Annotated in this window: 23 protein-coding genes; 2 read left to right on the plus strand and 21 right to left on the minus strand. The window is 57.6% G+C overall.

The window, feature by feature from the left end:
- Nucleotides 1–10: 10 nt before the first annotated feature.
- From trpB to leuC, 8 genes are all read right to left on the minus strand, one after another.
- Nucleotides 11–1,219: a tryptophan synthase subunit beta gene (gene trpB / locus NLK58_RS03155; RefSeq protein ID WP_376788076.1), complete on the minus strand. Its 1,209-nt coding sequence runs from the start codon at nt 1,217–1,219 to the stop codon at nt 11–13.
- Nucleotides 1,212–1,841: a phosphoribosylanthranilate isomerase gene (locus tag NLK58_RS03160; RefSeq protein ID WP_117617230.1), complete on the minus strand. Its 630-nt coding sequence runs from the start codon at nt 1,839–1,841 to the stop codon at nt 1,212–1,214. Before NLK58_RS03160 ends, trpB begins: the two co-directional genes overlap by 8 nt.
- Nucleotides 1,838–2,746, minus strand: coding sequence for a tRNA pseudouridine(38-40) synthase TruA (gene truA / locus NLK58_RS03165; RefSeq protein ID WP_117617231.1), 909 nt, complete (start codon nt 2,744–2,746; stop codon nt 1,838–1,840). Before truA ends, NLK58_RS03160 begins: the two co-directional genes overlap by 4 nt.
- Nucleotides 2,747–2,852: 106 nt before the next feature.
- Nucleotides 2,853–6,056 (minus strand): FimV/HubP family polar landmark protein, encoded by a 3,204-nt coding sequence (locus tag NLK58_RS03170; protein ID WP_341582019.1) that lies wholly within the window; start codon nt 6,054–6,056, stop codon nt 2,853–2,855.
- A 313-nt stretch (nt 6,057–6,369) separates the two neighbouring features.
- A complete protein-coding gene (asd, locus tag NLK58_RS03175) occupies nt 6,370–7,485 on the minus strand; it encodes an aspartate-semialdehyde dehydrogenase (RefSeq protein WP_117617233.1) in 1,116 nt (371 codons plus the stop codon).
- A 130-nt stretch (nt 7,486–7,615) separates the two neighbouring features.
- Nucleotides 7,616–8,689 (minus strand): 3-isopropylmalate dehydrogenase, encoded by a 1,074-nt coding sequence (leuB, locus tag NLK58_RS03180; protein WP_117617234.1) that lies wholly within the window; start codon nt 8,687–8,689, stop codon nt 7,616–7,618.
- A 31-nt stretch (nt 8,690–8,720) separates the two neighbouring features.
- On the minus strand, nt 8,721–9,368 hold the full coding sequence (leuD, locus tag NLK58_RS03185) for a 3-isopropylmalate dehydratase small subunit (protein ID WP_117617235.1): 648 nt from the start codon (nt 9,366–9,368) through the stop codon (nt 8,721–8,723).
- A 16-nt stretch (nt 9,369–9,384) separates the two neighbouring features.
- Complete coding sequence (gene leuC, locus NLK58_RS03190; RefSeq protein ID WP_341582020.1) at nt 9,385–10,803, minus strand: 3-isopropylmalate dehydratase large subunit; 1,419 nt, start codon at nt 10,801–10,803, stop codon at nt 9,385–9,387.
- Nucleotides 10,804–11,233: 430 nt separating this feature from the next.
- Here leuC and NLK58_RS03195 point away from each other — a divergent pair, with 430 nt between their 5' ends.
- On the plus strand, nt 11,234–12,106 hold the full coding sequence (locus tag NLK58_RS03195; protein WP_341582021.1) for a LysR family transcriptional regulator: 873 nt from the start codon (nt 11,234–11,236) through the stop codon (nt 12,104–12,106).
- Between the two features lie 3 nt (nt 12,107–12,109).
- On the opposite strand, the gene NLK58_RS03200 is transcribed toward NLK58_RS03195, so the two are convergent.
- From NLK58_RS03200 to NLK58_RS03250, 11 genes are all read right to left on the minus strand, one after another.
- Nucleotides 12,110–12,973 (minus strand): MFS transporter, encoded by an 864-nt coding sequence (locus NLK58_RS03200; protein ID WP_341582760.1) that lies wholly within the window; start codon nt 12,971–12,973, stop codon nt 12,110–12,112.
- Nucleotides 12,927–13,259, minus strand: coding sequence for an MFS transporter (locus NLK58_RS03205; protein WP_341582761.1), 333 nt, complete (start codon nt 13,257–13,259; stop codon nt 12,927–12,929). The genes NLK58_RS03200 and NLK58_RS03205 overlap by 47 nt, the downstream gene beginning before the upstream one ends.
- A 168-nt stretch (nt 13,260–13,427) precedes the next feature.
- On the minus strand, nt 13,428–14,522 hold the full coding sequence (gene aroC / locus NLK58_RS03210; RefSeq protein WP_117617239.1) for a chorismate synthase: 1,095 nt from the start codon (nt 14,520–14,522) through the stop codon (nt 13,428–13,430).
- Nucleotides 14,523–14,559: 37 nt separating this feature from the next.
- Nucleotides 14,560–15,462: a 50S ribosomal protein L3 N(5)-glutamine methyltransferase gene (prmB, locus tag NLK58_RS03215; RefSeq protein WP_117617240.1), complete on the minus strand. Its 903-nt coding sequence runs from the start codon at nt 15,460–15,462 to the stop codon at nt 14,560–14,562.
- 95 nt (nt 15,463–15,557) lie between these two features.
- Nucleotides 15,558–16,772: a patatin-like phospholipase family protein gene (locus NLK58_RS03220; protein ID WP_117617241.1), complete on the minus strand. Its 1,215-nt coding sequence runs from the start codon at nt 16,770–16,772 to the stop codon at nt 15,558–15,560.
- Between the two features lie 5 nt (nt 16,773–16,777).
- Nucleotides 16,778–17,611 carry a DUF4892 domain-containing protein gene (locus NLK58_RS03225; protein ID WP_227539418.1) on the minus strand — a complete coding sequence of 278 codons (834 nt, stop codon included), beginning with the start codon at nt 17,609–17,611 and terminating at the stop codon, nt 16,778–16,780.
- A 73-nt stretch (nt 17,612–17,684) separates the two neighbouring features.
- Entirely contained in the window at nt 17,685–18,635 is a 951-nt protein-coding gene (locus NLK58_RS03230; protein ID WP_117617243.1) for an alpha/beta fold hydrolase, read from the minus strand.
- Nucleotides 18,636–18,648: 13 nt separating this feature from the next.
- Nucleotides 18,649–18,999 (minus strand): PilZ domain-containing protein, encoded by a 351-nt coding sequence (locus tag NLK58_RS03235; RefSeq protein WP_008171779.1) that lies wholly within the window; start codon nt 18,997–18,999, stop codon nt 18,649–18,651.
- Nucleotides 19,000–19,099: 100 nt separating this feature from the next.
- On the minus strand, nt 19,100–20,137 hold the full coding sequence (locus tag NLK58_RS03240) for a DNA polymerase III subunit delta' (protein ID WP_117617244.1): 1,038 nt from the start codon (nt 20,135–20,137) through the stop codon (nt 19,100–19,102).
- Nucleotides 20,130–22,205: a DUF3488 and DUF4129 domain-containing transglutaminase family protein gene (locus NLK58_RS03245; RefSeq protein WP_376788063.1), complete on the minus strand. Its 2,076-nt coding sequence runs from the start codon at nt 22,203–22,205 to the stop codon at nt 20,130–20,132. Before NLK58_RS03245 ends, NLK58_RS03240 begins: the two co-directional genes overlap by 8 nt.
- Nucleotides 22,202–23,236 (minus strand): DUF58 domain-containing protein, encoded by a 1,035-nt coding sequence (locus NLK58_RS03250; RefSeq protein ID WP_341582022.1) that lies wholly within the window; start codon nt 23,234–23,236, stop codon nt 22,202–22,204. The genes NLK58_RS03245 and NLK58_RS03250 overlap by 4 nt, the downstream gene beginning before the upstream one ends.
- 216 nt (nt 23,237–23,452) lie before the next feature.
- Here NLK58_RS03250 and NLK58_RS03255 point away from each other — a divergent pair, with 216 nt between their 5' ends.
- A complete protein-coding gene (locus NLK58_RS03255) occupies nt 23,453–24,070 on the plus strand; it encodes a hypothetical protein (RefSeq protein ID WP_117617246.1) in 618 nt (205 codons plus the stop codon).
- 139 nt (nt 24,071–24,209) lie between these two features.
- Here NLK58_RS03255 and NLK58_RS03260 read toward each other — a convergent pair whose 3' ends face one another.
- Together NLK58_RS03260 and NLK58_RS03265 are read right to left on the minus strand one after the other, a co-directional pair.
- On the minus strand, nt 24,210–25,181 hold the full coding sequence (locus tag NLK58_RS03260) for a DUF6160 family protein (RefSeq protein WP_341582023.1): 972 nt from the start codon (nt 25,179–25,181) through the stop codon (nt 24,210–24,212).
- Nucleotides 25,182–25,371: 190 nt separating this feature from the next.
- Nucleotides 25,372–25,965, minus strand: coding sequence for a hypothetical protein (locus tag NLK58_RS03265; protein WP_341582024.1), 594 nt, complete (start codon nt 25,963–25,965; stop codon nt 25,372–25,374).
- Nucleotides 25,966–26,119: the final 154 nt, after the last annotated feature.

The raw sequence follows: 26,119 nt of genomic DNA on the forward strand, positions 1-26,119 counted from the left end.
TGTTGATTCTTCAGATCTCGATGCCTTCAAGCTTGGCAACGGTGTTTATGTCCTTGTCGCCGCGGCCGGAGACATTGATGACCACGGCCTGGTCTTTGTCCATGGTTGCCGCCAGTTTGATGGCGTAAGCCACCGCGTGCGCAGTTTCCAGGGCGGGCATGATGCCTTCAACGCGGGTCAATTTGCGGAAACCTTCCATAGCTTCATCGTCGGTGACCGATACATAGTGGGCCCGGCCAATGTCCTTTAGCCAGCTGTGCTCCGGCCCGACACCCGGGTAGTCCAGGCCGGCACTGACAGAATGAGTGTCGGCAATCTGGCCATTCTCATCTTCCATCAGGTAGGTCCGGTTACCGTGCAGCACGCCCGGCCGACCGGCGCAGAGAGGTGCCGCGTGTTTTCCGGTTTCAATGCCCAGGCCACCGGCTTCAACCCCATACAGCTCCACGGATTCGTCCGCGAGGAACGGATAGAACATACCTATCGCATTTGAACCGCCGCCGACACAGGCCACCAGTGCATCTGGCAATTTACCGGTCTTCTCAAGGCACTGACGACGGGTTTCACGACCGATTACCGACTGGAAATCCCGAACCAGCATCGGATACGGGTGTGGCCCCGCCACAGTGCCAATGATGTAAAAGGTGTTATCAACGTGCGCCACCCAGTCCCGCATGGCATCGTTCATGGCATCCTTCAGCGTTTTAGAGCCACTTTGCACGGCATGGACCTGAGCGCCCAGCAGCTTCATCCGGAAGACGTTCAGAGATTGGCGCTGAACGTCCTCGGCACCCATAAACACATGACACTCAAGCCCCAGACGGGCGCAGACCGTTGCCGTCGCAACACCGTGCTGGCCGGCACCGGTCTCTGCAATAATCCGTTTCTTCCCCAGGAAACTGGCGAGCAATGCCTGGCCAATCGTGTTGTTCACCTTGTGGGCGCCGGTGTGGCAAAGATCTTCACGCTTGAGCCAGATCTGCGCACCGCCGGTCTCCCGGGTCAGGCGCTCGGCAAAGTAAAGAGGCGTGGGCCGGCCCACGTAATCCGCCAGTTCCTTGTCGAACCGCGCCTGAAATTCCGGGTCTTTCCTGAGGCGGTTATATTCTTTCTCGAGTGTCATCAGGGAATCCATCAGAGTCTCGGAAACAAACCGCCCACCGAAGGCCCCGAAGTGACCCCGCGCGTCCGGCAGTGCGCTCAGCATTTCTTCAGTCAGTTTTACAGACACGGTGAACCTCTTTGATAAAATGAGAAATTTTCTGGATATCCTTGATGCCTTTGCCTTGTTCAACACCGCCGCTGACATCCACCGCCCACGGTTTCACCTGGTTTACCGCGGCAAATACGTTAGCAGATGACAACCCGCCGGCCAATATGAGCGGCAGTGGCCGGTCCTCCGGTATCAGCTCCCAGTTGAAGCCCTTCCCGGTACCGCCGTATTTTTCCGGATCCCAGGCATCTACCAGCAAACCGGCAGAGTCCCGGAACTCTTCAAACGCACGCTCGATCTGACCGGATTCCCGAACCCGGACGGCCTTGATCCAGCGGCGCCCGAAGCCTGAGCAGAAAGCGGCAGTTTCGTCGCCATGAAACTGCAGAAGATCCAGCGGGACCTTGTCGAGCACTGTCTCGAGTTCCTGCCGAGAGGGATTCACAAACAGGCCGACAACGGACACAAACGCAGGGATGCGGCGAACCAGAGCCGCGGCCTGATCCGCATTGACTGACCGCGGGCTTGGCCCATAGAAGACGAACCCCAGAGCGTCCGCGCCGCATTCAACCGCCGCATCAACGTCCTCAGGGCGAGTCAGGCCGCATATTTTTACGCGTGCGCTCATTGGCTCAGAACCCGTTGCTTGAGATGGATATGTGTGGGCGTCAGGGGGCGGTTTTCCGCCCGACTGTACCACGGCCTCACAAAGCCGGGGCCACACTCGGCAGCAGGCAAACCGAACTCACCGGGATAACCCACATCAACCAGATACAGACCATGGGGAGGCGCGGTAACACCGGCCACTGTCCGGTCTCTGGCAGCCAGTATCTCATGAATCCACTCTACTGGCTGCTTCCCTGAACCCACCGCCATCAACGCCCCGGCAATATTCCGCACCATGTGATGCAAAAATGCGTTGGCCTGCACATCAATTACGACAAAGTTACGTTTCCGGGTTACCGAGATCCTTTCCAGGAAACGGATCGGCGTTCGGGACTGGCAGCCGGCTGCGCGGAAGGACGAGAAATCGTGCTCACCTGTCAGCGCCTGTGCTGCCTCATGCATTCGCTCGGCATCGAGAGGGCGGAATGTCCAGCTCACCTGCCCCCGCTGGATACCGGGCCGCACCGGGTGGTTGCAGATGATGTAGCGGTAGCGGCGGTACGTGGCTGAAAAACGGGCATGGAAATCGCCCTCGCCATTCCCGGCCCAGTGCACGGAAATATCATCAGGCAATGCGGTATTGATGCCCATCACCCAGGATCGGAGGTTCCGCACCGAAGGGGTATCGAAATGGGCAACCTGGTAACTCGCGTGAACACCGGCGTCTGTGCGCCCTGCACAAACCAGATCCACGGGGTGATCGGCGACCTTTGCGACCGCTTTGGTAAGTTCGGCTTCGACCGACCGGACGCCGGATTTCTGGAGCTGCCAACCGTGGAAACTGCGGCCATCGTACTCAAACGCAAGCGCGACGCGCCCTGCACCGATGGCGTTATCCGTGGTGAGTTGCTGGGTTTCAAGAAACAAGTGCGAATCCGGAAAGTATGTTTCTGTAAAAACAAAGCGCCGGCTTGATGCCGGGAGTCAACCCGGCAGCCGGCGCTTGCTGCCTGTCAGACCCGATTATAACGGATCAGGACAGATTTTTAAGGAGATCTTGTGCCTCCGCTTTCTGATCTTCGCTGCCTTCCAGGGCGACTTCTTCGAGGATGTCCCTGGCGCCATCAGCGTCACCCATCTCGATGTAGGCCCGCGCAAGATCAAGCTTGGTGGCAGCCTCATCGGTACCGGCGAGGAAATCGAAGTCGTCGTCATCCCCAAGATCGTTCTCGTCAATATCAGCAACAGACGAACGGGAAAACTCCCCGGCCACCTCATCGGATGCAACGGGCAAGTCCAGATCTTCATCTGAAGCCTCATCGACGTCAGCCGGGAGGTCCTGGTCATCAAGGCCATCTGCAGCGCCCTGCTGCTCAAGCTCCTCGGCCCCCTCAACGGTCTCTTCAGGACCGGCTTCCTCGGCATCGCCCAGAACATCGCCTTCTGCGAGGGTGTCTTCAAGGCCCAGTTCCTCATCCAGTGAAGCGGGCTCTTCCTCATCGTGATTCGCCGAATCCGCGGAATCGGAGAACTCTTCCATCAGCGCCAGGTCTTCATCTGACACATCCAGCTCAAGATCATCCAGAGAGGATTCTTCCATCTCGCTACCGCCCAGCTCGTCCTCTTCTTCACCGGCTACCTTGTCGAGCTCGGCATCAAGTTCATCAAGAAAGGACTCGTCCAGAGAATCGATATCAGCTTCAGAGTCTTCTTCAGACAGACTGACCTCATCGGCAGCCTCACCCGACTCACCCGCTGGCGTCTCTTCCCCCAGATCACTCTCGTCGAGCTCCAGACCCAGATCTTCTTCGACCTCATCGGGCTTTGTTTCAGGGTCGGCAGATTCATCAAGATCCATCCCGAACTCTGAGGACATATCCCACTCACCGGACTCCCCAGGCTCAGGAGTTTTTTCTTCTCCGGACTCGAGTTCAATGCCCGAGAGGTCGTATTCGATCAGGTCATCCTTGCTTTCTTCTTTCTGGTCTTCCGATCCAGAAGCTTCCGGTTCTTCAAACTCATTCAGATCAAAGTCTGAAAGATCGGAATCGAAGTCACCAAATTCGTTCTCGGCCGGCTCTTCCTGCTCCGAATCGAACCGATCCGCCAAGAGCTCTTCAGATGCAGGTTTGTCTTCACCAGGAACCGAGTCTTCACCAGGAACCGAGTCGTCACCCGCCCCCTTTTCGGAATCGTAAGAGGCCGCGAAGGAGTCTGAGCGAAGCTGTGATTCAAGGTCATCGATGCTAGGCATGGACTCCGCTTCTTCCAGTCTCGCCCGCAACTCGTTCGCTGTCGTCAGGGCTTCCTCGTCATCCAGTGCCTGGATTTCACCAAACTGCCTTTCAAAGGATTCACGATCCTGGGTATCGGCATATACACCCAACAGCTTCAGACGCAGATCAGTGCGGCTTGGTTCGCGGGAGATTGCTGTTTCCAGCGTTTGTGCTGCCTGATCGTGACGACCATAGGCTATGTACGTGTCTGCTTCTTCGAGGGCGTCACTGGCGACTGATTCCTGATCGCCCTCATCCAGATTCAGATCAAAGGAATCTGTACCTTCCTCCGTTTCGCTGTTCAGCTGTTCGTAAAACGCCTTTTCCCGGTTCGCATTGCGACGGGCAAGGAGCAGGAGCAGCAACAGAAGAATGATCAGGCCACCCCCAAGGGCAATCTGGTACATCGGGTTGTTGGTGATCGCATCAATAACATTAGCCGGAAAGCCCTTCTCTGCAGCAGGAGCCTGAGGTGCCGGCTTTGGTTCGGGCTCTGCAGCCTGCGAAGGCTGAGAGGCCGCAGGGGCTGGCCCGGTAACGTCTTCGCTCATGTCTTCAGAAGTCGCGTCGGTACCGGCACCAGCCTCCGCCATGACCTGTTCATCAGATGGCGAGGCAGCATCGGCGGCCGCGCCTTCCGGTGCATCTTCAGCCCCCGCCAGTTCAGCGGTTTCCGATCCGGGTTCGACCTGCTCACCGGACACGGCGGGCTCAACCTCTCCGGTGGCCTTCTCATCCGCAACGGCGGTTTCTTCCTGAGGTGTCACGTCCTCAGCCGCCGCAGTACCGGCAGCCTCGCTCTCACCAGGGGCAGCCTGCTCTGGAGAGTCAGCCCCGGTTGCCTGTTGAATCTCGGCAAGCTGGGTATTTTTCAGTTCAAGCAGACGCTGGAGTGTCTGAACCTGATCCTGAAGATCTTCTACCCGACTGTTCAGCTCTGTATTTTCACGTCGTGCGCTTTCCAGCTCTTCCATCGCAACAGCAGTGCCGGCGTCAACGCCACCAGGCAGCTGGCCATCCCCGCCGGCCGAGCCGCCTTCGGACGTATCGCGACCGGATTCCCCGGAGACAACCAGCTTCAGCTCATCACCACCCGCCGCCGGCTCCTGGGCCACAGGCTGCTGCCGCTGGCTCGCAGTTGCATCAACGGTACGCCGGGGCGACTGAAATTCCTGATTCTGCTGGCTGACGATGCGGATTGCCTGAGCACGCGTCCGGCTCTGTATCTGGTCAATGGAGGGTACACGGAGCACTTCGCCGCGCTTCAGGCGATTGATGTTATTGTTGATGAATGCATCCGGATTCAGGTCCTGTATTGCAAGCATGACCTGCTGCATGGAAACGTTGTCATTGGGGCGTACGCGGGAAGCAATAGTCCACAAGGTATCGGATGGCCCGGTTGGCCCGAAGGTATCCGCCTGATATCCCGCGCCCAGTGACCGCTCGGCCTGCGACTGACGGCGCAAAGACTCCTGGCTGCGGGTTGCTGCTGGCTGGCGGGCCGTTTCCGTGGAAGCCGCCGCAGGTACATTAACCTGCTCCTGTATCCCCGAGTCCTCTGCGTATACAGGCGGATCAACGAGAACGGCGTATTCACGCATCAATCGACCGCTCGGCCAGGTCATTTCCAGCAGGAAATTGAGGTACGGTTCCCTCAGGGGCTCGCGCGAGGAAACGTTAACAGCGAGACTGCCATCGTTACGGGTAACCACCTGGAACCTGAGCTTGCTGAGAAACTGGTTGCGATCCAGCCCCACCCGTTCGTATGCCTGTTCCGAAGCAATGTTGACGAATACATCCCCTGGATCAACGCCACGGCTCTGGGGCAGAACAATCTCCGCATCCAGTGGCTCATTCAGATAGGACTGAAGTTCAATTTCACCCAGCCCAAGGGCCTGTGCGACGCCGGACCCAAGCCCTCCCGCCAGAGCCAGGGCAACCGCAAGCTTGCGTACCTTCATGCTTTTTCCTTTCCAGTCTCCGTTATTCGTTACTGCTTTTTTCAAACAGAATCGGACGAGGTTGGATGACTTCCGTCTGGATAATTCTCGTTATTATGTGTTCTTTTTAATATTCAGCCCGGCAAGTATTGTTGATAAAACCTCTTTTATCAATCAATCAGCCGCAATCCTTGCACCATTTTTTTATCAATCGCGCGGAACTGCCTAGCGCTCCTGAAAATAACAGGGGCGGAGGCTGAAATCAGCCTCCGCCCCCTTACCGGTTTACTGAAACCGGACACAGTTGGCATTTATTGCCTCTGCGTAACAATTCTTAACGCTCCTGAAGGATCCGGAGCATACGACGCAGCGGTTCGGCAGCACCCCAGAGCAACTGATCACCCACGGTGAACGCGGAAATATACTCCGGCCCCATGGCCAGCTTGCGGATGCGGCCAATCGGCACACTCAGGGTACCGGTAACCTTCGCCGGAGTCAGTTCCTCAATAGTCGCATCACGATCATTGGGGATAACCTTTACCCAGTCATTGGCCTTCGCCAGGATCGACTCAATTTCTGAAACCGGCAGGTCCTTCTTCAGCTTGATGGTCAGTGCCTGACTGTGGGAGCGCATGGCGCCAATCCGCACGCAGATACCATCAATTGGAATCGGGTTGTCCGAACGACCCAGAATCTTGTTGGTCTCTACACCGGCTTTCCACTCTTCCTTGCTCATACCGTTATCGAGCTGCTTGTCGATAAACGGAATCAGGCTACCGGCCAGCGGTACCTGGAAGTGCTCGGTGGGGAACCCATCGGACCGCATGGTTTCGGTCACCTTCCGGTCAATCTCGAGGATTGCGGAAGACGGATCGTCCAGCTCGGCTTTCACACTGTTGTTGAGCTCACCCATCTGGTTCAGCAATTCACGCATGTTCTGCGCGCCGGAGCCAGAAGCCGCCTGATAGGTCATGGGCGATACCCACTCGATCAGGTCCTGCTCAAGCAGGCCGCCCAGGGCCAGCATCATCAGGCTTACGGTGCAGTTACCGCCAATGTAATCCTTGACGCCCTTGTCCAGCGCAGCATCAATAACATTGCGGTTGACCGGATCCAGAACAATAACCGAGTGGTCAACCATCCGGAGCGTGGATGCAGCATCAATCCAGTAGCCTTCCCAGCCCGCGTCGCGGAGCTTCTGGTAAACCGCACCGGTGTAATCGCCACCCTGACAGGTCACGATCACATCCAGGGTTTTCAGAATCTCAACGTCGAACGCGTCCTGGAGTGCAGGAACGCCCTCCTTGCCTACATCCGGTGCTGGCTTGCCAGCCTGGGACGTGGTGAAAAAGACCGGTTCGATATCGGCGAAATCGTTTTCTTCACGCATGCGCTGCATGAGGACCGAGCCCACCATGCCACGCCAACCTACAAGTCCAACTCGCTTCATGTGCGATCTTTGAACCTCGTTTTATGCCCGCCCACTGCCTTTATCGCTGGCAGGGACAGGATGGATGATCCCGCGGCAACTGCATCCCGTTACCGTCGGGTCTCGAATACACTGACTTCAGAAGCGCTGATTATAACGCAGTGAGCACTGCCTCGCCCATCTCCCGGGTGGAGACCCTGGTTGCGCCTTCAGACATGATATCTGCCGTTCGCAGCCCCTGATCCAGAACCTTGCTGACCGCAGCTTCAATCGCTTCAGCGGCTTTTTCCTCGTTGAGACTGTACCGCAACATCATTGCAGCACTGAGGATAGTGGCCAGCGGATTGGCAATACCCTTGCCGGCAATATCCGGCGCCGAACCGTGACAGGGCTCATACATACCCTGCTTTTCGGAGTTCAGCGACGCCGACGGCAACATGCCAATGGAGCCGGTGAGCATAGCCGCTTCGTCCGAAAGAATATCACCAAACATGTTGCCAGTCACAATCACATCGAACTGCTTGGGTGCCCGCACCAACTGCATGGCGGCGTTATCCACGTACATGTGGGACAGCTCCACATCCGGGTATTCCCGGCGCAGATCGTTCATGATTTCCCGCCACAGAACAGTCACTTCCAGCACATTCGCCTTGTCAACGGAACACAGCTTCCTGCCCCGCTGCTGAGCCGCTTCAAACGCGACCCGACCTATACGACGAATTTCCGATTCTGTATAGGCGTAGGTGTTGTAGCCCTGACGCTCTCCGCTTTCCAGTTCGCGAACGCCGCGCGGCTGGCCAAAATAGATGCCGCCGGTCAGTTCCCGGACAATCAGGATGTCCAGGCCGGATACCACTTCAGGCTTCAGCGACGACGCGGAGGCCAGCTGCGGATACAGGATGGCCGGGCGCAGGTTGGCAAACAGCTCAAGATTGGATCGCAACCCCAGCAATCCCTTCTCGGGGCGCCTGGCCATCGGGAGACTGTCCCATTGCGGGCCGCCAACGGCACCCAGCAGGATGGCATCGGCTTTAGTGGCTTTTTCCAGGGTTTCATCCGGAAGCGGGCTATCCGTTGCATCGATTGCCGCGCCGCCGACCAGGCCGGACTCGAAGCTCAGGCCAAGACTGAACTGTTCGTTGATCTTGTGGAGTACCTTTTCCGCTTCGGCAACAATTTCCGGGCCAATGCCATCGCCGGGGAGCATTAAGACTGTTCTGGACATAGTTTTTCCTTCCGAGATTCTTTTTTTGGATTTAGCTACCGGCGCCAAACAGCCAGGGCGCGGTTTTACGACGGCTGTCTTCATACGATTTGATGGCATCCGCATCTTCCAGCGTGACACCGATATCGTCCAGGCCGTTAAGCAGGCAATGACGGCGGAAGTCATCCACCTCGAAACTGAATGTCTCACCAGAAGGCGTGGTCACCGTCCTGGCCTCAAGATCCACAGACAGCTGATAGCCTTCGCTCTGCTCCACTTCCTGGAACAGCTGGCCTACCACTTCTTCCGGAAGAACAATAGGTAACAACCCATTTTTAAAGCAGTTGTTATAAAAGATATCGGCAAAACTCGGGGCAATAATCACCCGGAAACCGAAATCTTCCAGCGCCCAGGGCGCGTGTTCGCGGCTGGAACCGCAGCCAAAATTGCGGCGTGCCAAGAGCACACTGGCATTCTTGTATCTGTCCTGATTCAGAACAAAATCGGGATTGATCGGGCGTTTGGCGCAATCCTGATCCGGCTTGCCTTCATCCAGGTACCGCAGTTCATCAAACAGATTCGGCCCGAAGCCGGTGCGCTTGATGGACTTCAGAAACTGCTTTGGAATAATCATGTCCGTATCCACATTGGAACGGTCCATGGGGGCGACAACGCCCTGATGTTGCGTAAATGCGCGCATGGTTCTCTCCTGTGGATCAGTTCATCAACTCACGGACATCAACAAAATGGCCAGTCACCGCAGCGGCTGCCGCCATGGCCGGGCTCACCAGGTGAGTTCGTCCGCCAAAGCCCTGACGACCTTCGAAGTTCCGGTTTGAGGTGGAGGCACAGTGCTCGCCCTGGCCCAGCTTGTCAGCGTTCATGGCCAGACACATGGAGCAGCCCGGATCACGCCATTCCAGCCCGGCTTCAATGAAAATCCTGTCCAGACCTTCCTGCTCCGCCTGAACTTTCACCAGCCCGGAACCCGGTACCACCATGGCCTGCTTCAGCGTCGGCGACACTTTCCGCCCTTTCACCACGGCCGCGGCCTCGCGCAGATCCTCGATCCGGCTGTTGGTGCAGGAGCCGATAAACACCCGGTCAAGCTGGATATCCGTGATCGGCATATTCGGTTTCAAACCCATGTATTTAAGGGCGCGCACGATGCCTTCGCGCTTGATCGGGTCTTCTTCTTTCTCGGGATCCGGCACGCTGCCTTCAACGCCCACAACCATTTCCGGAGAGGTACCCCAGCTCACCTGGGGCTGGATTTCCGAGCCTTCCAGCTCAACGACCTTGTCGAACACCGCGTCATCGTCGCTGTGCAGGGTGCGCCAGTAGTCAACCGCCGCGTCCCATTGCTCGCCCTTCGGCGCAAACGGACGGCCACGCACGTAGTCAATGGTGGTGTCGTCAACAGCCACCATGCCAACCCGGGCACCCGCCTCAATCGACATGTTGCAGATGGTCATACGGCCTTCCATGCTCAAACCACGGATAGCCTCGCCGCCAAACTCAATGGCATGGCCGGTACCACCAGCGGTACCGATCTTGCTGATGATGGCCAGAACCACATCCTTGCCGGTCACGCCCGGACCCAGCTTGCCATTCACCTTCACCAGCATGTTCTTCATTTTCTGCTGAACCAGGCACTGGGTAGCCAGCACATGCTCAACTTCACTGGTGCCGATACCATGGGCCAGACAGCCAAAGGCGCCGTGGGTAGAGGTGTGGGAGTCGCCACAGACAATGCTCATACCCGGCAAGGTCGCACCCTGCTCTGGCCCGATAACATGAACGATACCCTGGCGCTGATCCTTGATCTTGAACTCAAGGATTCCGAACTCATCGCAGTTCTTGTCGAGGGTTTCCACCTGTATCCGGGATACGGGATCCACAATGCCTTCCACGCCCCGGGCACGGTCGGTGGTGGGCACGTTGTGGTCCGGAGTCGCAATATTGGCATCAATCCGCCACGGCTTCCGCCCGGCCAGACGCAGCCCTTCAAAGGCTTGAGGCGAGGTAACTTCGTGCAGTAACTGACGATCGATATAAATCAGCGCGGAGCCGTCGTCCCGCTGCTTGACGAGATGATCGTCCCACAATTTGTCGTATAAGGTCTTGCCCGCCATGGTTCTCTCTCACTCTCTGGGGGGTTTCTGGTTATCACGTTCGATTGCTCTATGTTACCGTTTACTCATAGATAACCTCAATTCATGTTTTTCATCCATCGCATTCCAATTGGTTATTCTATAGAATTTGGGTGAAGGTCCCGGGTTGGGCCAGCACTTTCAAAACACGCCTACAAGCACATCCCTGTGGGCTCGTTTCGGGCCATCCCTGGCCCTCTACGGTTTTGAAAGTGCTGGCCCAACCCGCTACCCAAACCTTTGAGCGGGCACCCGATATGTATGGGGCATATGGAGGGGAGAGTCTCCCAAAACCGTGGAGCGCCAGGGATGGCGCGACCGAGCCCTACAGGGACGTATTCACGGGCGTGTTTTGGGAGACTCTCCCCCTCCATATGCCTTCCACCAATAGCCGAAAATCTGGATAAGAGGCATGGACTCAAACGCACTGAAGGCTTTCCTGACAATCGTAGATCAGGGCTCATTCTCAGAGGCAGCCGAAACCCTGCACCTGACACAGCCGGCGATCTCCAAACGCCTCGCGTCCCTGGAAAACCAGCTCGGTACCACCCTGCTCGACCGCAGCCACCGCCAGATCCGCCTGACAGACGCCGGCAGCCGTCTACTCCCCCATGCCCGCCGGATCCTGGACGAAATCCACAACGCCCGGGTTGCCCTTTCACCGGATTCGGGACAGGTAGAAGGCGAGCTTCAGATCATTGCCAGCCATCACATCGGTCTTCACCACCTGCCTAACTGGCTGCGGCGGTTCAAGCGGGAATACCCTCAGGTGTCCATTAACCTGCAATTCATGGAATCCGATGCGGCTTATGAACAGATGCGCAAAAGAAATGCGGAGCTGGCATTTGTCACCCTGAGCGACAGCATGGCGCCCAGCTTCACGGTATTCGCGCAGTGGCCAGACCCGATGGTGTTTGTGGCAGGAGCCGAGCATCCGCTCGCTTCACTGAGTCAACCGGCGCTTTCAGACCTCGCAGATCATCCTGCGCTGCTGCCGGACACGACAACAGCAACATACCGGGTTGTCAGCCGCTTGTTCCTGGAGGCCAACCTTCACCTGAACCCGCAGATGCCAACCAATTACCTGGAAACGCTGAAAATGATGACCAGTGTCGGCCTTGGCTGGAGTGTTCTGCCCTCGCGGATGGTCGATGACAGCCTCCGCGTGCTGGAGGTAGGCCGCCCGGTTTCCCGGGTCCTGGGCGGAATCGGCCTCACCGGCCGGCAGCTGGGCAATGCTTCGAAGGCCCTTCTGGCGATTGTTCAGCAAGAGGAAGGCGCCTGACTTTCAGACCTCGCCATGAACCGGCGGTGGCCGAAGGCCCCGCCAGGTAATCACGATTGCAATGGCCATGGCAGCCGCACCGCCCCAGAACGCCGCTGAGGTACTGAAACCATCCACCAGAAAGCCTGACAACCAGGCGCCCAGCGCGCCACCGGCACCAAACGTCAGCCCGCTATACAACGCCTGCCCCTGGCCGTGATGGTGCTGCCCGAAGAAACCCTGGATGTACTGAACCGAAATGGCGTGAAGCGCCCCGTAAGACGCCGCATGCAGCAACTGCGCAAACAGGAGAATCGCCAGAACATCCGTCATCTCGGCTATCAGGATCCAGCGAATCATAGTCAGTGTGAGTGCGCCGATAGCAATCTGCCGAACGGTAAAGTTCCGGGTCAGCCGGTGCATAACCAGAAACAGCGCAATTTCCGCAAAAACGCCCAGAGACCACAGCAGCCCGATCGAGAGCTTACCGTACCCATATTGCGCCAGGTGAATGCTGAAGAAGGTGTAATAGGCACCGTGGGACACCTGGAGCAGAAAGTTCATCAGGAAAAACGTCACCACCGCCGGGTGGCTGACAATCGCTTTCAGACTGCCCTTCGGTGCCGGCGGTTTCCGCTCCCCCTGCTCGGACGGCACCAGAAAAGCAGACACCGCAATCCCGGCGAACACCGGCAACAACAACCAGGGCAGGTTCTGGATCGGAACCAGCTCCAGCAAACCACCCACCAGCGCCACCGCCCCGATAAACCCGACCGAACCCCAGAGGCGGACCTTGCCGTACTTCTCCCGGTTCTTGCCCAGGGTGCGAAGCGTGATCACCTCATACAGGGGCAGAATCGCGTTCCAGAAAAAGGTGAACGCCAGCATCACCAGAAGCAGCCCGTAGAACCCTGGCTCCAGGAACACCCCGGCAAAAAAACAACGAACCGGTAATCGCCCCGAACCGCACCAGGCGCACCCGCTGGCCAGTCCTGTCCCCGAGCCAGCCCCAGACACTGGGTGCAACAATCTTGGTCAGCTGAATCGTCGCCATCAAGGTGGCAATCTGAAGGTAGGAAAACCCCTGGCCCTCCAGGTAGAGGGACCAATAAGGCAGGAGTCCGCCTAAAAGGGCAAAAAACCAGAAATATAGATTGGAAAGTCGAAAGTAAATGGCAAAACCTCTTCCAGACTATCGAAAAGCCAGGGCGGAGCCGGGGGTGTGGGCCGTTCAAAAATGTGGAGCGCCATGGATGGCGCGACCAAGCCCTACAGGGACGTATTTACGGGCGTTTTTTGAACGGCCCACACCCCCCGGATTCGCTACACCATCAGTTAGATCCTAGAGCTGGCCAATAACGGGCGTAGCGACCGAAACATCCCCATTCTGCCCCCGATGTCGCAAATAATGATCCATCAGAACAATGGCCATCATCGCCTCGGCAATCGGCGTCGCCCGAATCCCGACACAGGGATCGTGCCGGCCGGTCGTAATCACCTCAACCGGATTGCCGTGCACATCAATGCTCCGGCCCGGCAAACGCAGACTCGATGTGGGCTTCAGGGCAATACTCGCCACAATCGGCTGACCGGAAGAAATACCACCCAGCACACCACCGGCGTTGTTGGAAAGGAACCCCTCAGGGGTCATCTCATCCCGATGTTCGGTGCCCTTCTGCGCGATGCAGTCAAAGCCGGCACCAATCTCCACACCCTTCACCGCATTGATGCTCATCAGGGCATGGGCCAGGTCCGCATCCAGGCGATCAAAGATCGGCTCACCCAGGCCCGGAGGCACACCCTCGGCGACCACATTAATCCGGGCGCCAATGGAATCGCCTTCCTTGCGGAGGGCGTCCATGTAGGCTTCCATCTCGGCAACCTTGTCCGGATCCGGGCAGAAGAACGGGTTCTGGTGCACCTGATCCCAGTCCAGTTTTTCGGCCCTGATCGGCCCCAACTGAGACAGGTAACCGCGAATACGGATACCCAGTCGCTGCTCGAGATACTTGCGCGCCACCGCACCGGCAGCCACCCGCATCGCGGTTTCCCGGGCCGAGGAGCGGCCACCGCCCCGGTAGTCCCGGACACCGTACTTGTGCATATAGGTGTAATCGGCATGGGCGGGGCGGAACTGCCCGGCAATTTTCGAGTAATCCTTCGAACGCTGGTCGGTATTTTCAATCAACAATCCGATGGGCGTGCCGGTGGTTTTGCCTTCGAAAACCCCGGAGAGAATTTTTACCTCATCCGCTTCCCGGCGCTGGGTCGTGTGACGGGATGTGCCCGGCTTGCGGCGATCCAGATCGCGCTGCATATCGGCTTCGGAGAGCTCAAGCCCCGGAGGACAGCCGTCAATAATGCAGCCCAGAGCAGCCCCGTGGCTTTCGCCGAATGAAGTGACCGCAAACAGCTTTCCAAAAGTATTTCCAGACATAATTCAGTATCTTACTAGGATTTTATAAGAAATAAGGTTAACTGGAAGTCTGCCACTGGCGCAGGTCCTGCTCGTTAATTACAAACACCCCATCACCGCCGTTCTCGAAATCCAGCCAGGTAAACGGCAGATCCGGACAGGCTTCGTCCAGGGCCACCCAGCTGTTGCCAACCTCGACAATCAGAAGACCTCCCGGCGTAAGATGATTCGCAGCGCCGGCGATAATCCGGTGCGCAATATCCAGCCCGTCCTGCCCGGCGGCCAGACCCAGCTCTGGTTCATGGCGGTATTCGTCCGGCATGCTGGCGAGGTCTCCAGCGTCCACATAGGGCGGATTGCTTACAATGACATCATAGCGCCCGTCGATGTTTTCAAAGACATCCGATTGTACGGTGCGAACCCGGTCCCGGACTCCGTGAAGCCCGATGTTCGATTCAGCCACCGCCAGAGCATCGGCGGAAATATCGGAAAGGTCCACCTCCGCCTCGGTGAAAACAGACGCCGCACCAATACCAATACAGCCGCTACCGGTGCAAAGATCAAGAATGCGCTCAACCGATTTGCCACCCAACCAGGGCTGAAAGCCGTTCCCAATCAGTTCACCAATCGGTGAACGGGGCACCAGCACCCGCTCATCGACGTGAAACGGCATCCCCATAAACCAGGCTTCGCCTAAAAGGTAAGCCAGAGGAACGCGCTCATCCACACGCCGCCGAATCCGCTCCAGAATCAACTCCCGCTCTTGCCGGGTAAGCCGGGCATCCAGGAACAGGGTGTTGTTTTCCAACGGCAGATGCAGGCTGCGCATAACCAGTTGAACCGCCTCGTCCCAGACATTGTCGGTGCCATGGCCGAAAAACAGGGGCGAGGCGGCAAACTCTGAGGAGGCGTAGCGGAGGTAATCCCGAACGCTGTGGAGATCATCGATAGGGCTGGTCACAAACGTAAATCCTGTGCGAGAGCGTGTCAGCGCCGGATTATACGCTGTTTATCGATCTGACTGCAGCCTTGCGGACAGAGCCGGCAAGGATTGCCTTAAACCGCGAGCGGGCCGGAACTGTTGCGGCTTTCCTCGAACCGGTCCAGAGCCGCCGCCATACGCTCCCTGCCTAGCTGAATCAACTCCGGGGCTTTATGGTAATCGTAAGTCCTGCAGGCATTTTTAGGGACATTCACCAACAGGTCTGGCGGATAACCAGCAATCTTGTATTGCACCAAGGCATTCTGCATGGTCTCTATGGTCAGATTCATCACATCGAACCTGCCAATCCCCAGCTTGTCCCAGTCAACGGTTTCGTGGTCTTCGTGGCTTTTCCTGTCAGTCGTCTTCCTTTCAACCTGCTTTTGGTGCTCTTTCTTACGAATCTCCCGGGTGATTTTATCCTCCGGGCTGTCGTCGTGGTCTTGTTTGCGCGCCGCCAGCGATTTCAGCGCATCCCAGTCAAACCAGCGGGAGGCTTTCTCCCGGATCGTATCCATCCACTCGTCCATGTCTGCGCTTTCGTTTTCCGCCCCGGAAAAGGCCGCATCGGGGATTCGGCGACTCCGGTCATCCTCACCACTGAGGTTGACCGCCACAATGATATCGGCATGGGAGGAAATTGTCGGGATAATCGGCAACGGGTTGAGCAGGGCCCCATCCACCAGAACCCGACCATTGAGCACCAGGGGCGTAACCACGCTCGGGATCGCCACGGAGGCGCGGATAGCCTGTTCCAGCGGGCCCTCCTGGAACCAGATTTCCTTGTGGGCGAGCAAATCCGTTGCCACGGCGGTAAAGGCAATGGGCAGATCCTCGATTCGGGTTTCCCCCAACATTTCCCGCACAACCGAAAAGATTTTTTCGCCCCGGATGGCTCCGGCAGAATTAAAGGTTACGTCAAGCAGTTTCAGCACATCGAACTGACCGAGCCCGGTTACCCAGTCCTTGTAATCCTGCATCTTTCCCGCTGCATACATACCACCAATCAGTGCCCCCATGGAGCAGCCGGAAATGGCAACAATCTCGTAACCACGCTCTGCCAGAATTTCAATGGCGCCGATGTGAGCGTAGCCTCTCGCCCCGCCGCTCCCCAAAGTGAGGGCAACCGTCGTCCGGGGCTTGCGCCTGCGTTCTACCGTATCCGGATTTGCCGGCGCATCGGTAGCCGACACATCTGAACTTTGTAAAAGCCTGGAGACATTATCCCGGGGCGCGTCCTCCGAGGGCGGGCCTTTGCCGCCCTGATCGTCGTCCTTTGCGTTGCCCATTGTGTTTACCTCGAGATCATGACCACTTCTACCCGGTTACCCTGTCGGTCCGGTTCGCTGAATACCACGGCAGGACCTGCCACGATGATTTCCTGTTGGTCGCGGGAAACACCGGTCTTTGAGAGAACCTCCGAAAGCGATTCCGCCGCCCTGCGTGCGCGCTCCATGGCATCACTGAAGGATTCATCGGCTTCCAATACAGAATAGCTCACCAGCGCAACGATGGTGCCCTCATCCCGGGCCAGATCGGTTACACGCTGCCGGTCTCCTGCCTGCCAGTTAAAACGGTAGGTTACTCCACCTTGCCACGGGACGATAACCGGCCCTTCAACCCGCCTGGCCAGATTCCCGAACCCGGGAATGGAAGCACCGGGCGCCACGCGCAGATGCTCAACCCAAACGTACTCCCGCAAGTTGCCCCGGGTGACGGTGTAAACCAGTGTCAGCCACCGGGTTCCATCTTCAGAGGCAGTGCCCGCTACCAGATAGTCCTGGGTAGCATCGGCTCCATACAGAACCGCTTGATTGAATATCTGGTTCGCCCAGACGTTACTTCTGCCACAACGGACGCCGGAGCAATCAAACAGAATCTCGGCGTTTCTCTGGCCCAGCAGCCGCAGATAATGGGCCCGCGCCCGTTCCCGGCTTGAATCGCGGGCAATCTGGTAAAGACGCCCCTCCCCGCTTACGGGGAGCCTTGCCAAACTATCGGACCGGATTTCATTATTCACTTCCCGTACCGCACTGAAAAGAACCAGGTGGCTTGAAGATTCGATGTTAACCGTGGTTTCCAGGGTTGACTGCGGGAAGGCTGCGGGACTATCTCCGGTCGCAGCCATAACAAGACCTGGCAGGGCCAGCGCACAAAAAGTGGCTGTAAGAAAACGGATGAACAGTAGTTTCAGCAAGCGATTACTCATTTTCCAGAAATTGTCTGACGGCATCTACAACGTAACCGGTTTCCCCATCAAGATGGCAGTGGTGTCCACCCGGCACGTTCGATACCTGAAGATTCGGGATGGCGCTGGCGCGTTCATCCAGATCGTTTCTGTACGACAGAAGCCCCTGATCGGCTCTGACAAAGAGCGCCCGGCTTTCCAGGGCACCCAGGGACGCCATCACCTGCTCTTCGGTCATCATCAGCGGTGACGGGTGCCGGAGACGCGGGTCAGTCCGCCACACGAACCCGTTTTCCTCCGGCTTCATGTTCCTGGGTATGAGCGTCAATGCGGCTTCCGGACTCAGCGGGCTCAGTCCGCCCTCCCTCGCTTTGGCCGCGGTTTCAATATCCGGGTACAGCACTTGCCGGCCGGACCCCGCAATACGCTTCTTGATGGCCTTTCTCAGCTGGGGAATTGTGTCGCTAACCGGTCGGCTGATCGCACCGAGGCTGTCAATCATCACCAGGTTGCGTACCCGTTCAGGAAAGGCGGCGGCGTAGAGGGCACCGACAATGCCCCCCAGGGAATGGCCAACCAGATTGATTCGCCCGTCAGAGGTTTCCTGAAAATAGCGCTCCACAAGTTCAGCGAGGTCTGCCACGTAATCCATTAAAAGGTAGCCCTGCCCCTCCGGCCGGTGACCGGAATGACCATGACCGGCCATATCCAGTGCGTAGACAGGACCAAGGCCTGTCAGTTCCGGAGCCAGCTTTACAAAGGTAAGACTGTTATCAAGCCAACCATGCAGCATCAGTACCGGGGTGTTTTCGTGAACACCTTCATCCGCCTGCCAGCTAAGCCCGGCAAGCGCTATATGCCGGAGTTTCCACTCGGATTCACGGAAGCCCCGCGCACTTTCCCCATTCACGTCACCTCCCGCCAGACCATCAACAGCTCCCGGAGGTATAGCAATATCGTTCATGCAGGCTCCGCCTTCACATGGTGTGTGTTGGCCGATCGGAACTCAGTGAGCCTGCCAGGTAGGATTCGATTTTGGTGCGTGCGGTTTCATCATCACCGTTGAACTGAACCCCGATTCCCGCAGCGCGGTTGCCCTGGGCACCCTTCGGTGTAATCCAGATAACCTTGCCGGCCACGGGAATTTTCTCAGGCTCGTCCATCAGGTTCAGCAGCAGGAACACCTCATCCCCCAACTGGTACTGTTTCTGGGTCGGGATAAACAGACCGCCCTGGCGAATGTATGGCATATAGGCCGCGTACAATACGGCCTTGTCTTTTATCGTCAGGGTGAGAATGCCACTGCGCGCACCGAATCCGGGCCCCATAACTGACACCTTTGTGTAAGATCGTTTTTAACATTTGGCGGGATACAAAAATCCCTTTCATTCCGGAATCATAGCAGCTGTTGGGCCTGAAGGCGCAATCCTAGTCCCGCCGGGCCGGGCGCTTGACAGGCATCAGCTTCTGCCAGGCTATCAGCAGTCGGCTGGCTTCCAGTTCCGGACTGACATTGTAAACACCGGCGGCTCTCGATTCTTTTACCATATCCAGCAATTCGTGAGCTCGCCAGGGCGGATTCGTTTTTGCCAGGAATCCGAGCATATCGGCCGCATCGGTGTCCTGTGGTGTGCCCCCGGCGATAAGCCGGGCCAGATCCGCCGCCCAGGTTTCGAACAGCCAGAGCGTATCTTCCAGCCCCAGGGCCTTGAACGCCTTGGCGGCCTCCCCCACGGCAATTCGTGACTTCATGAATTCCTTGAACCGCTCCAGGGCCGCATCCCGCAGACCAATGAAGTCCCCGGTTGCATAGTCAAAAGCCAGTCTGGGCGCGTTACCGGACAGCATAAGGGCCCTGGCCAGCACATCGGCAGATGGCCTCGCGTCTTCGGCAAGTTCCTGAACCCGGCTGGTCAGCCAGTGGTTCGCATCCTCGTTACCGGGCACCGGAATGGTCAGTATCTGGCAGCGGGAGCGAATTGTGGGAATGACCGGGCGGCCGGTCTCCTGCAAAAGGATCAGGGTGACGTCGGGTAACGGCTCTTCCAGCGTCTTGAGTAATGCGTTCGCCGCGTTGATATTCAGTTGATCCGCACGATCAATGATGGCCACCTTGTGATGCGCCACCTGGGGCGACGCGACTGCAAAGGACGAGAGCGCCCTGATCTGATCCACCTTGACCATGCGGGATTTCTCTGGCCCATAGACACGGACATCCGGGTGGCTGGATGCCGCGAAAAGCTCGCACTGCTTGCAGTGACCACAGGCAATCGGCTGGCCTGAATCCCTGTTCAGCGGCTTGTCACAAAGCAGCAACCCGGCCACGGCCTCTGCCCAGGCGCGCTTGCCGACACCCCGCTCCCCGGCGAGAATCAGAGCGTGGGGGAGCCTGTCCCCGGCCACCCGGCTCTGTACCGTTCGCCAGGCACGCTTGAGCCAGGGCATGTCTTGGGCAATATCAGTCACGGCGCCTTCCTGTCCGGGAATTGGATCTGCGTAATTGTCGCTTCATGGTGGCGAGCAGCCGGCGCATTCGTTTCAGTTGCTCGCCCCCCTCATCCTCTGTGCCTGCGCTATAGTAATGGCTGTTGACCATCCGGGCAAAAAGCCTGGCGGAATCCGCCGCCGCGGGTTCCGCCTTTGCCAGTCTCGTGGCCAGCACAGACGGCGTCTCGCCATGGCGAACCGGCACGCCGGCGCTCGCGCACAGCCGGTGCCAGGTATCCACAACCCGCCGGAAGGCGTTCCGCTTTTCCCCACGGCGCATCTGCAACGCTGATATCAGGCCCGCGATCAGTAATCCGGCCCCGACAATGCCCGCCGTCAGGTACCCCAGCTCCCGCATACCAAAGCCGCCCGGCAACCGGGACATCAAGTCCATCTGGCTCTGGCCCTGATAACCGACGACCCAACGTTGCCACTGATAGTTGATGCGGTCCAGTTGCAGGCTCGCCCACTGAACCAAAGCAACGTTTGCGTACCGCTGGGGCGAGGCCCAATCGTTTTCGAGAAACGACCCTTCTTGCGCAACCGCTTCTCTCAGGCCGGATTCGATGCGCTCGGGTGCAATTGCCGCGGTGGGGTCGATCCGTACCCAGCCCCGGCCATCCAGATAGGCTTCAACCCAGGCATGGGCATCGTATTGGCGTACGATCAGGTAATCCCTCCCGGCACCGGGCTCACCGCCCTGATAACCAACCACCACGCGGGCCGGTATGCCTGCGGCCCGCAATACAAAGGTTGTCGCGCCCGCGTAATGGGCACAGAAGCCCCGCTTTTTGTCGAACAGCAGGGTATCAATGCCGTTGTCCGGCATGGCAGGCGGCCTCAATGTGTAAAAATAAGCCTGCTCCCGAAACCGCTCCATCAGTGAACGGATGATCTGCTCGTCGCCCATGCTTCGACGGAGCTCCCCGGCCAGCTCACGGGCCCTTGGGTTGCCTTCCCCGGGCAGTTGGAGATACCGGCGAAGTTCAGGCCTTTCGATCTGCTCACCTGAGCCGGCTTTCTCTTCCAGGGCCAACCGGTAACGAACCGGGCTGTCAGCGGGCCGACGAAACCGGAACAGGTCGGCCGATTCCTCAACCACGTTGTCGGACACGGCCCGGGAATTTTCCAGGGCAAACGCCCAGCGCTGGTCGGTGGGTTCCAGCAATACGTCGTATTCTTCGGGTTTGAGCGGGCCAACGCCACCATCGACAGCGACCCGACCAAGCGCACGGAAGTCTCCGGCTTGCCCCTGCCTCCAGGTTTCGCCGTCCAGGTAATCCAGGATAAGGCCACGCCAGTAGCGATCACGATACGGCGGAATCTCGCCACCGAAGGTCACCCGGAACGCCCGTTCGCTGCTCTGCGCCAGACTGGAAATATCGCCTGGTCGCATGGTGTCGCCGATACCGGTCCGGGCCTCACCCGAAACCAGGGGAACGCTCCACAGCGGCGACATGCGCGGGAAGAACACGAACAGCAGAACCACAACAGGCAGAGTCTTCAGGAACAAGGCCCCCAGCCTCCGCCATCCGGATTTCATCCCCCCTGGCAGTTCCGGTGCGTTAAGTACCTGCAACCCCACGAGAAGCAGCGCAATGCCGGTAAAATTCACCAGAGCCCAGAGAATCTCCTGATGAAACAGGAAGTTGACCGTAGCAAGGTAAACGAGAATAAAAAACAACACGTAGAAATCGCGCACTGACCGGGTTTCCAGCCATTTCAGGCCTACAGCAAGCACAAAGAAGGATGCAGCCGTGTCTACCGTAAAGCGCCCTTGTACCGTAGCCACATAGACGCCAGTCAGCACCAGCATTATCCCGGTTCTGAGCCAGCGGCCCGGCAATCTGACCCGGCCATACCGGGCCAGCCATCGCCAGCTGGCGAGTACAGCGCAGGCCGCGATGAGCCACAGGGGAAGCCGGTCCCACTGGGGTGTTAACAGCAGCGCAAAACTGCCTATCAGCCACAGCAGGGCTCTCGATGGCAGGCTGGTTGCCGGTACCTTGTCCGCGTCGTTTCCGCTCAGACGATCCAGAAGGCTCAAACCCGACCCTCCGTGATAACCCGCGACGATGTCCGTGAAGACCGTTTCCGGGTGCCATGGGGTTCAGACATTGCGTCCCTGGGCCGTTCTTCACCCCAGGTTGCCAGCACCCTGAGGCACCGGGCCGCATGCGCAGGCCCGGAATCCGGTTCAATAATCTGCCCCGGAAGATTCAGACCAAACCGGGCCCCGCTTTTGCCGCGCTCATTGACCAGAAAGGCCAGATAGCTTAGCCGCAACTCATGATCCGCACCCGGATAGGCATTGAAATCCAGCCAGTGCGGACTTCCCTGCTCGCCCTCCCAGTCTGCGACAACCATCTGCCCGGTTCTTGCAAACCGCTTCCACAAAACCCGCTGGCTCAGATCCCCCTCCCGCCAGGGCCGGATATCGGCATGGTCGTTACCATCAACGGATCGCGCCTGGGCGGACTCCTCGCCATCCTCAACCATGCTGAACGCCTCCGGCGCGGGCACCGGCCTGGGGAAGACAACACCGGCGGACACCGGCCGGATCCAGGACCAGGCCTTCAGCAAGCCAAACGGAAACCGGGTTTCTATACGGATCCTGTCCGGGCGCAGGTATCCCCGGTGAGCGGAATGAACTGGCAGGCTGACATCCTGCGCCTGCCCGCAATGGACATGCACCAGGGCATGGCCCGATTCCCCACAGGAAAGCAGGATGGCAATGGCATCATCCCGGCCCGCCCTGAGCCGGAACCGGAAGGGAATATCATCGCCGGCAAAGCCTTCCCCTGGCTGAACCAGGGTCAGTTCAAGGCCAGAGAGATTTCGATGGGTCTGGTGCATGGCGCCGACAAAAACGGCACCCAGGAGGAACGTGCTCAGATAAATCAGGCTGTTCTGATAATTGATGCCGGTTAACAGCATGATGAATAGCAACAAACCGAAAACCACGCCGGCGCCGGTTGGCAGAATGAAGATATTTTTCTGGCTGAAGGACTGAAGATCAGACCGCGGAATCCGTCGGTTGATCCAGCGCTGCCAGCGGTTTCTGAACAGATTTTTCATAGTGTCGCTGAGGCCATGTAATGCCGAAAAAGTAATGCCAAAAAAGTAATGCCAAAAAAGTTCACGGTATTCGACCATGATTTTGCCGTTATTGATAACAGTACCGAAAAATCAAAGATTCTGATCACAATCCGGATATTCCGGCTTGAATTCCTGTCCTACAAACCGAATACTCGGCTCAGGGAGCGTGCTTTTTAAACCGCAAGAGGCCAGATTATGAAACGCCAACACCTGCTCACCACCGCCATTAGCGGCCTGGTTGTTGCCTTACCCGCCTTTGGTGGCGTTCAGACCATGACCTCCGACGAAATGGTGGAAACCTATGTCAAGGATTCCGCGGTCATTGTTGTCCCCAAACACCGCCAGAAAACCGAAGCCGACCGGCAACGCATCCTGCGCTCCCTGACCATCTCCCCCGGCCAACCGGTTCTGACCGAAGCTGAAGAAGAAGCCTACCGGGAAGCCCTGCAACGCTATATTGATGAGGGCAAGACCGATGCGCTGGAAAATGCAGAGGAAGAGTTCCTGCGGCGCGCCCTGCTCCTGCCTCAGGAAGAGCTTGCCCGGGCGCAGCCCCCGGCGGAGTTCACCCCGACGATCCCGCCGCTGATCTTCGGACAGCAGGCCCAGATTCCGGAAGAGCCCTTTACCCAGACCTTTCTTAACGATCAACTGGGGATCGGCTTTGACGGCCAGAATCTGAATTTCAGCATCGGCAATCCGCCGGGCATTGACCAGATCCGGATCCCCCAGGCGATCAACGAAGGGCCGATTACGCTGACGCCAAGGCCGGGTGGTGGGTTTGATCTTTCCATTGCGGTGCCGGATCAGTAACGCCCGGTTCCGCTGATCCTGAAACAAAACGGCAGCCATTGACTGGCTGCCGTTTTTATTGGCCTGACGTTTTCAGAGAACCACTAAAAACGCCCCGCAGAGCGGGGCGTCACTTCACCAACGTTGGTCTCAGGTCAGATTAGTGACCGTAGATAGCCAGCTTGGTGTTCTGAATATGCAGGTTGTCCATAGTGAAAGAACCGACGCTGGTTCCACCGACAAGAACACCCGCGACGTTCACATCCATGATTACGTCGTTGACATCAACCCGCAGCACGTCGGTCTTAGCCGATGCACCCAGGCCATTTCCTTTGTATACGTCCATGTTGACGTTTGCAAAACTGGTAGCCACTTTAAGCGCCTTGGCTTGAGCCGGATCGGTCGGATCCAGGCCAAGCTCAACTTCAGGTGTCTCAAGAACTCCATCACCGTTGTAATCGAAGTTATCACCGGCACCGGTCACCGACAGGCCACGCACACCCACCGCCAGGAACGGAACGTCAAATTCCATGTTGTTCACGGTGAAGGCGGTGTCGATGTTCAGAGAACCGTCACCGGTTCCGCCGAGAGTCGTTGCGGCATCTTCAGTATCGACCCGGATATCCAGCTTGGCTACCATACCCCAGGCCTTCATTCCGGAGATCAGGGTAGTGCTCTCACCGGCAGTACCTTCCAGGTTCATCGAGGAAGCAGTGAAGCCCCAGTCAATCGGCAGACCACTGATCGTCTTAACCGAAATGACAGCATCACCGTCGGAAGCCAGGTCAATGTTGATGGCCAAATCGTCCAGAAGCTCGGTTGCTGCGATGTCAGGAGTTCCATCACCGTCGATATCAAAGATAGGGTTCGCACCGGTGATCAGACCAGCACCGCCGAGCTCAATGTCGTTGACGGTGAAGGAACCGCCACCAATCTCGCCGGTAGCACCTGAATCAGTATCGGTGTACCTGAACTGACCGATGCTTACCTGGGTTTCCAGCTCGATGGTCACACCAGCCTGACCGGTGACGTTACCCATCATGGAGTCATTCAATGCCGTCAGTTCTGCCTGTGCGGCGAACGGAGCGGCGGCTACGGCTGTAGCAAGTGCAATTTTCTTCAGGCCTTTCATCTTTATCTCCTTATAAACTCATCATTATTCTTGTGTGAGTCTGTATTTTTTGAAGCAGGATCCGCGATCCCACGAATCCATTTAAGATTGTTTTACAGTCCGAATCCGTGATTGCACTCACAATTCTCAACGACACTGAAACAAACCGTTACAAAGCGGATTTGCGTCACGTTTTTCCTTGCGCCTGCTCCTACCCTTCACTCTCAGCTTCCCGGCCGTCATAGAAAAGCTCGTATGGCTTTTTCTGGGTGCTGGGCCTACCAAAACTAAGTTCGCCGGCATCAAAACGATATGGCACGATCTGCAGTCCCGAGAGCCCCAGACGATGCTCATGCTCGATAGCAAGAACCCGGGTATTCTCACCTTCTTCCACGGTGCCTGCATAGACTATTGCGGTTGCGAGAATCTTTCCGTGCCGGGCCAGGGACTTTAAAGCCGCCCTGAACATCAGTACCTTCATGGTTGCGGCAGCTTTCTCCCCACTCTCGCCCAGCCGAACCCGTTTAACCTCGCCATCGTTCATCATCATCCAGGCGGCGGGAATGACCACACCACTCTGCTCAAGCTCACTCCCTACCTCCTCACGGGCAACGGCAGTCAACTCCTGGATATGCTTCGCAGCGAGCGCGGCGTATTTCTTGATCTCATCCGAGGTTAACTTGCCGTCAGCTAGAGCATTGCGATCTGGTATATCTTCATCGGCGCCAGTTGGCGCTGCAACAGCCGGCGAAACGGCTGCCAGGATCAGCAGAGTGGATAGAAAAAACGGTTTCACGTGCCCCATAATCGTTGTTGTCCTTATATTCCGTTGTCTGGTAAGGAAGCGCGGACGTTAGTGCTGTAAAATAGCAACAAGCCTGCCGGCTACCCTTTAATTCCATTTTCATTAGATCAGTGGCCCGACGATTTCGACAACGCCCGTTTTGTGCCCTGTTTAT

It is taken from the genome of Marinobacter metalliresistant, assembly GCF_038098645.1.
Taxonomy (GTDB): Bacteria; Pseudomonadota; Gammaproteobacteria; order Pseudomonadales; family Oleiphilaceae; genus Marinobacter; species Marinobacter metalliresistant.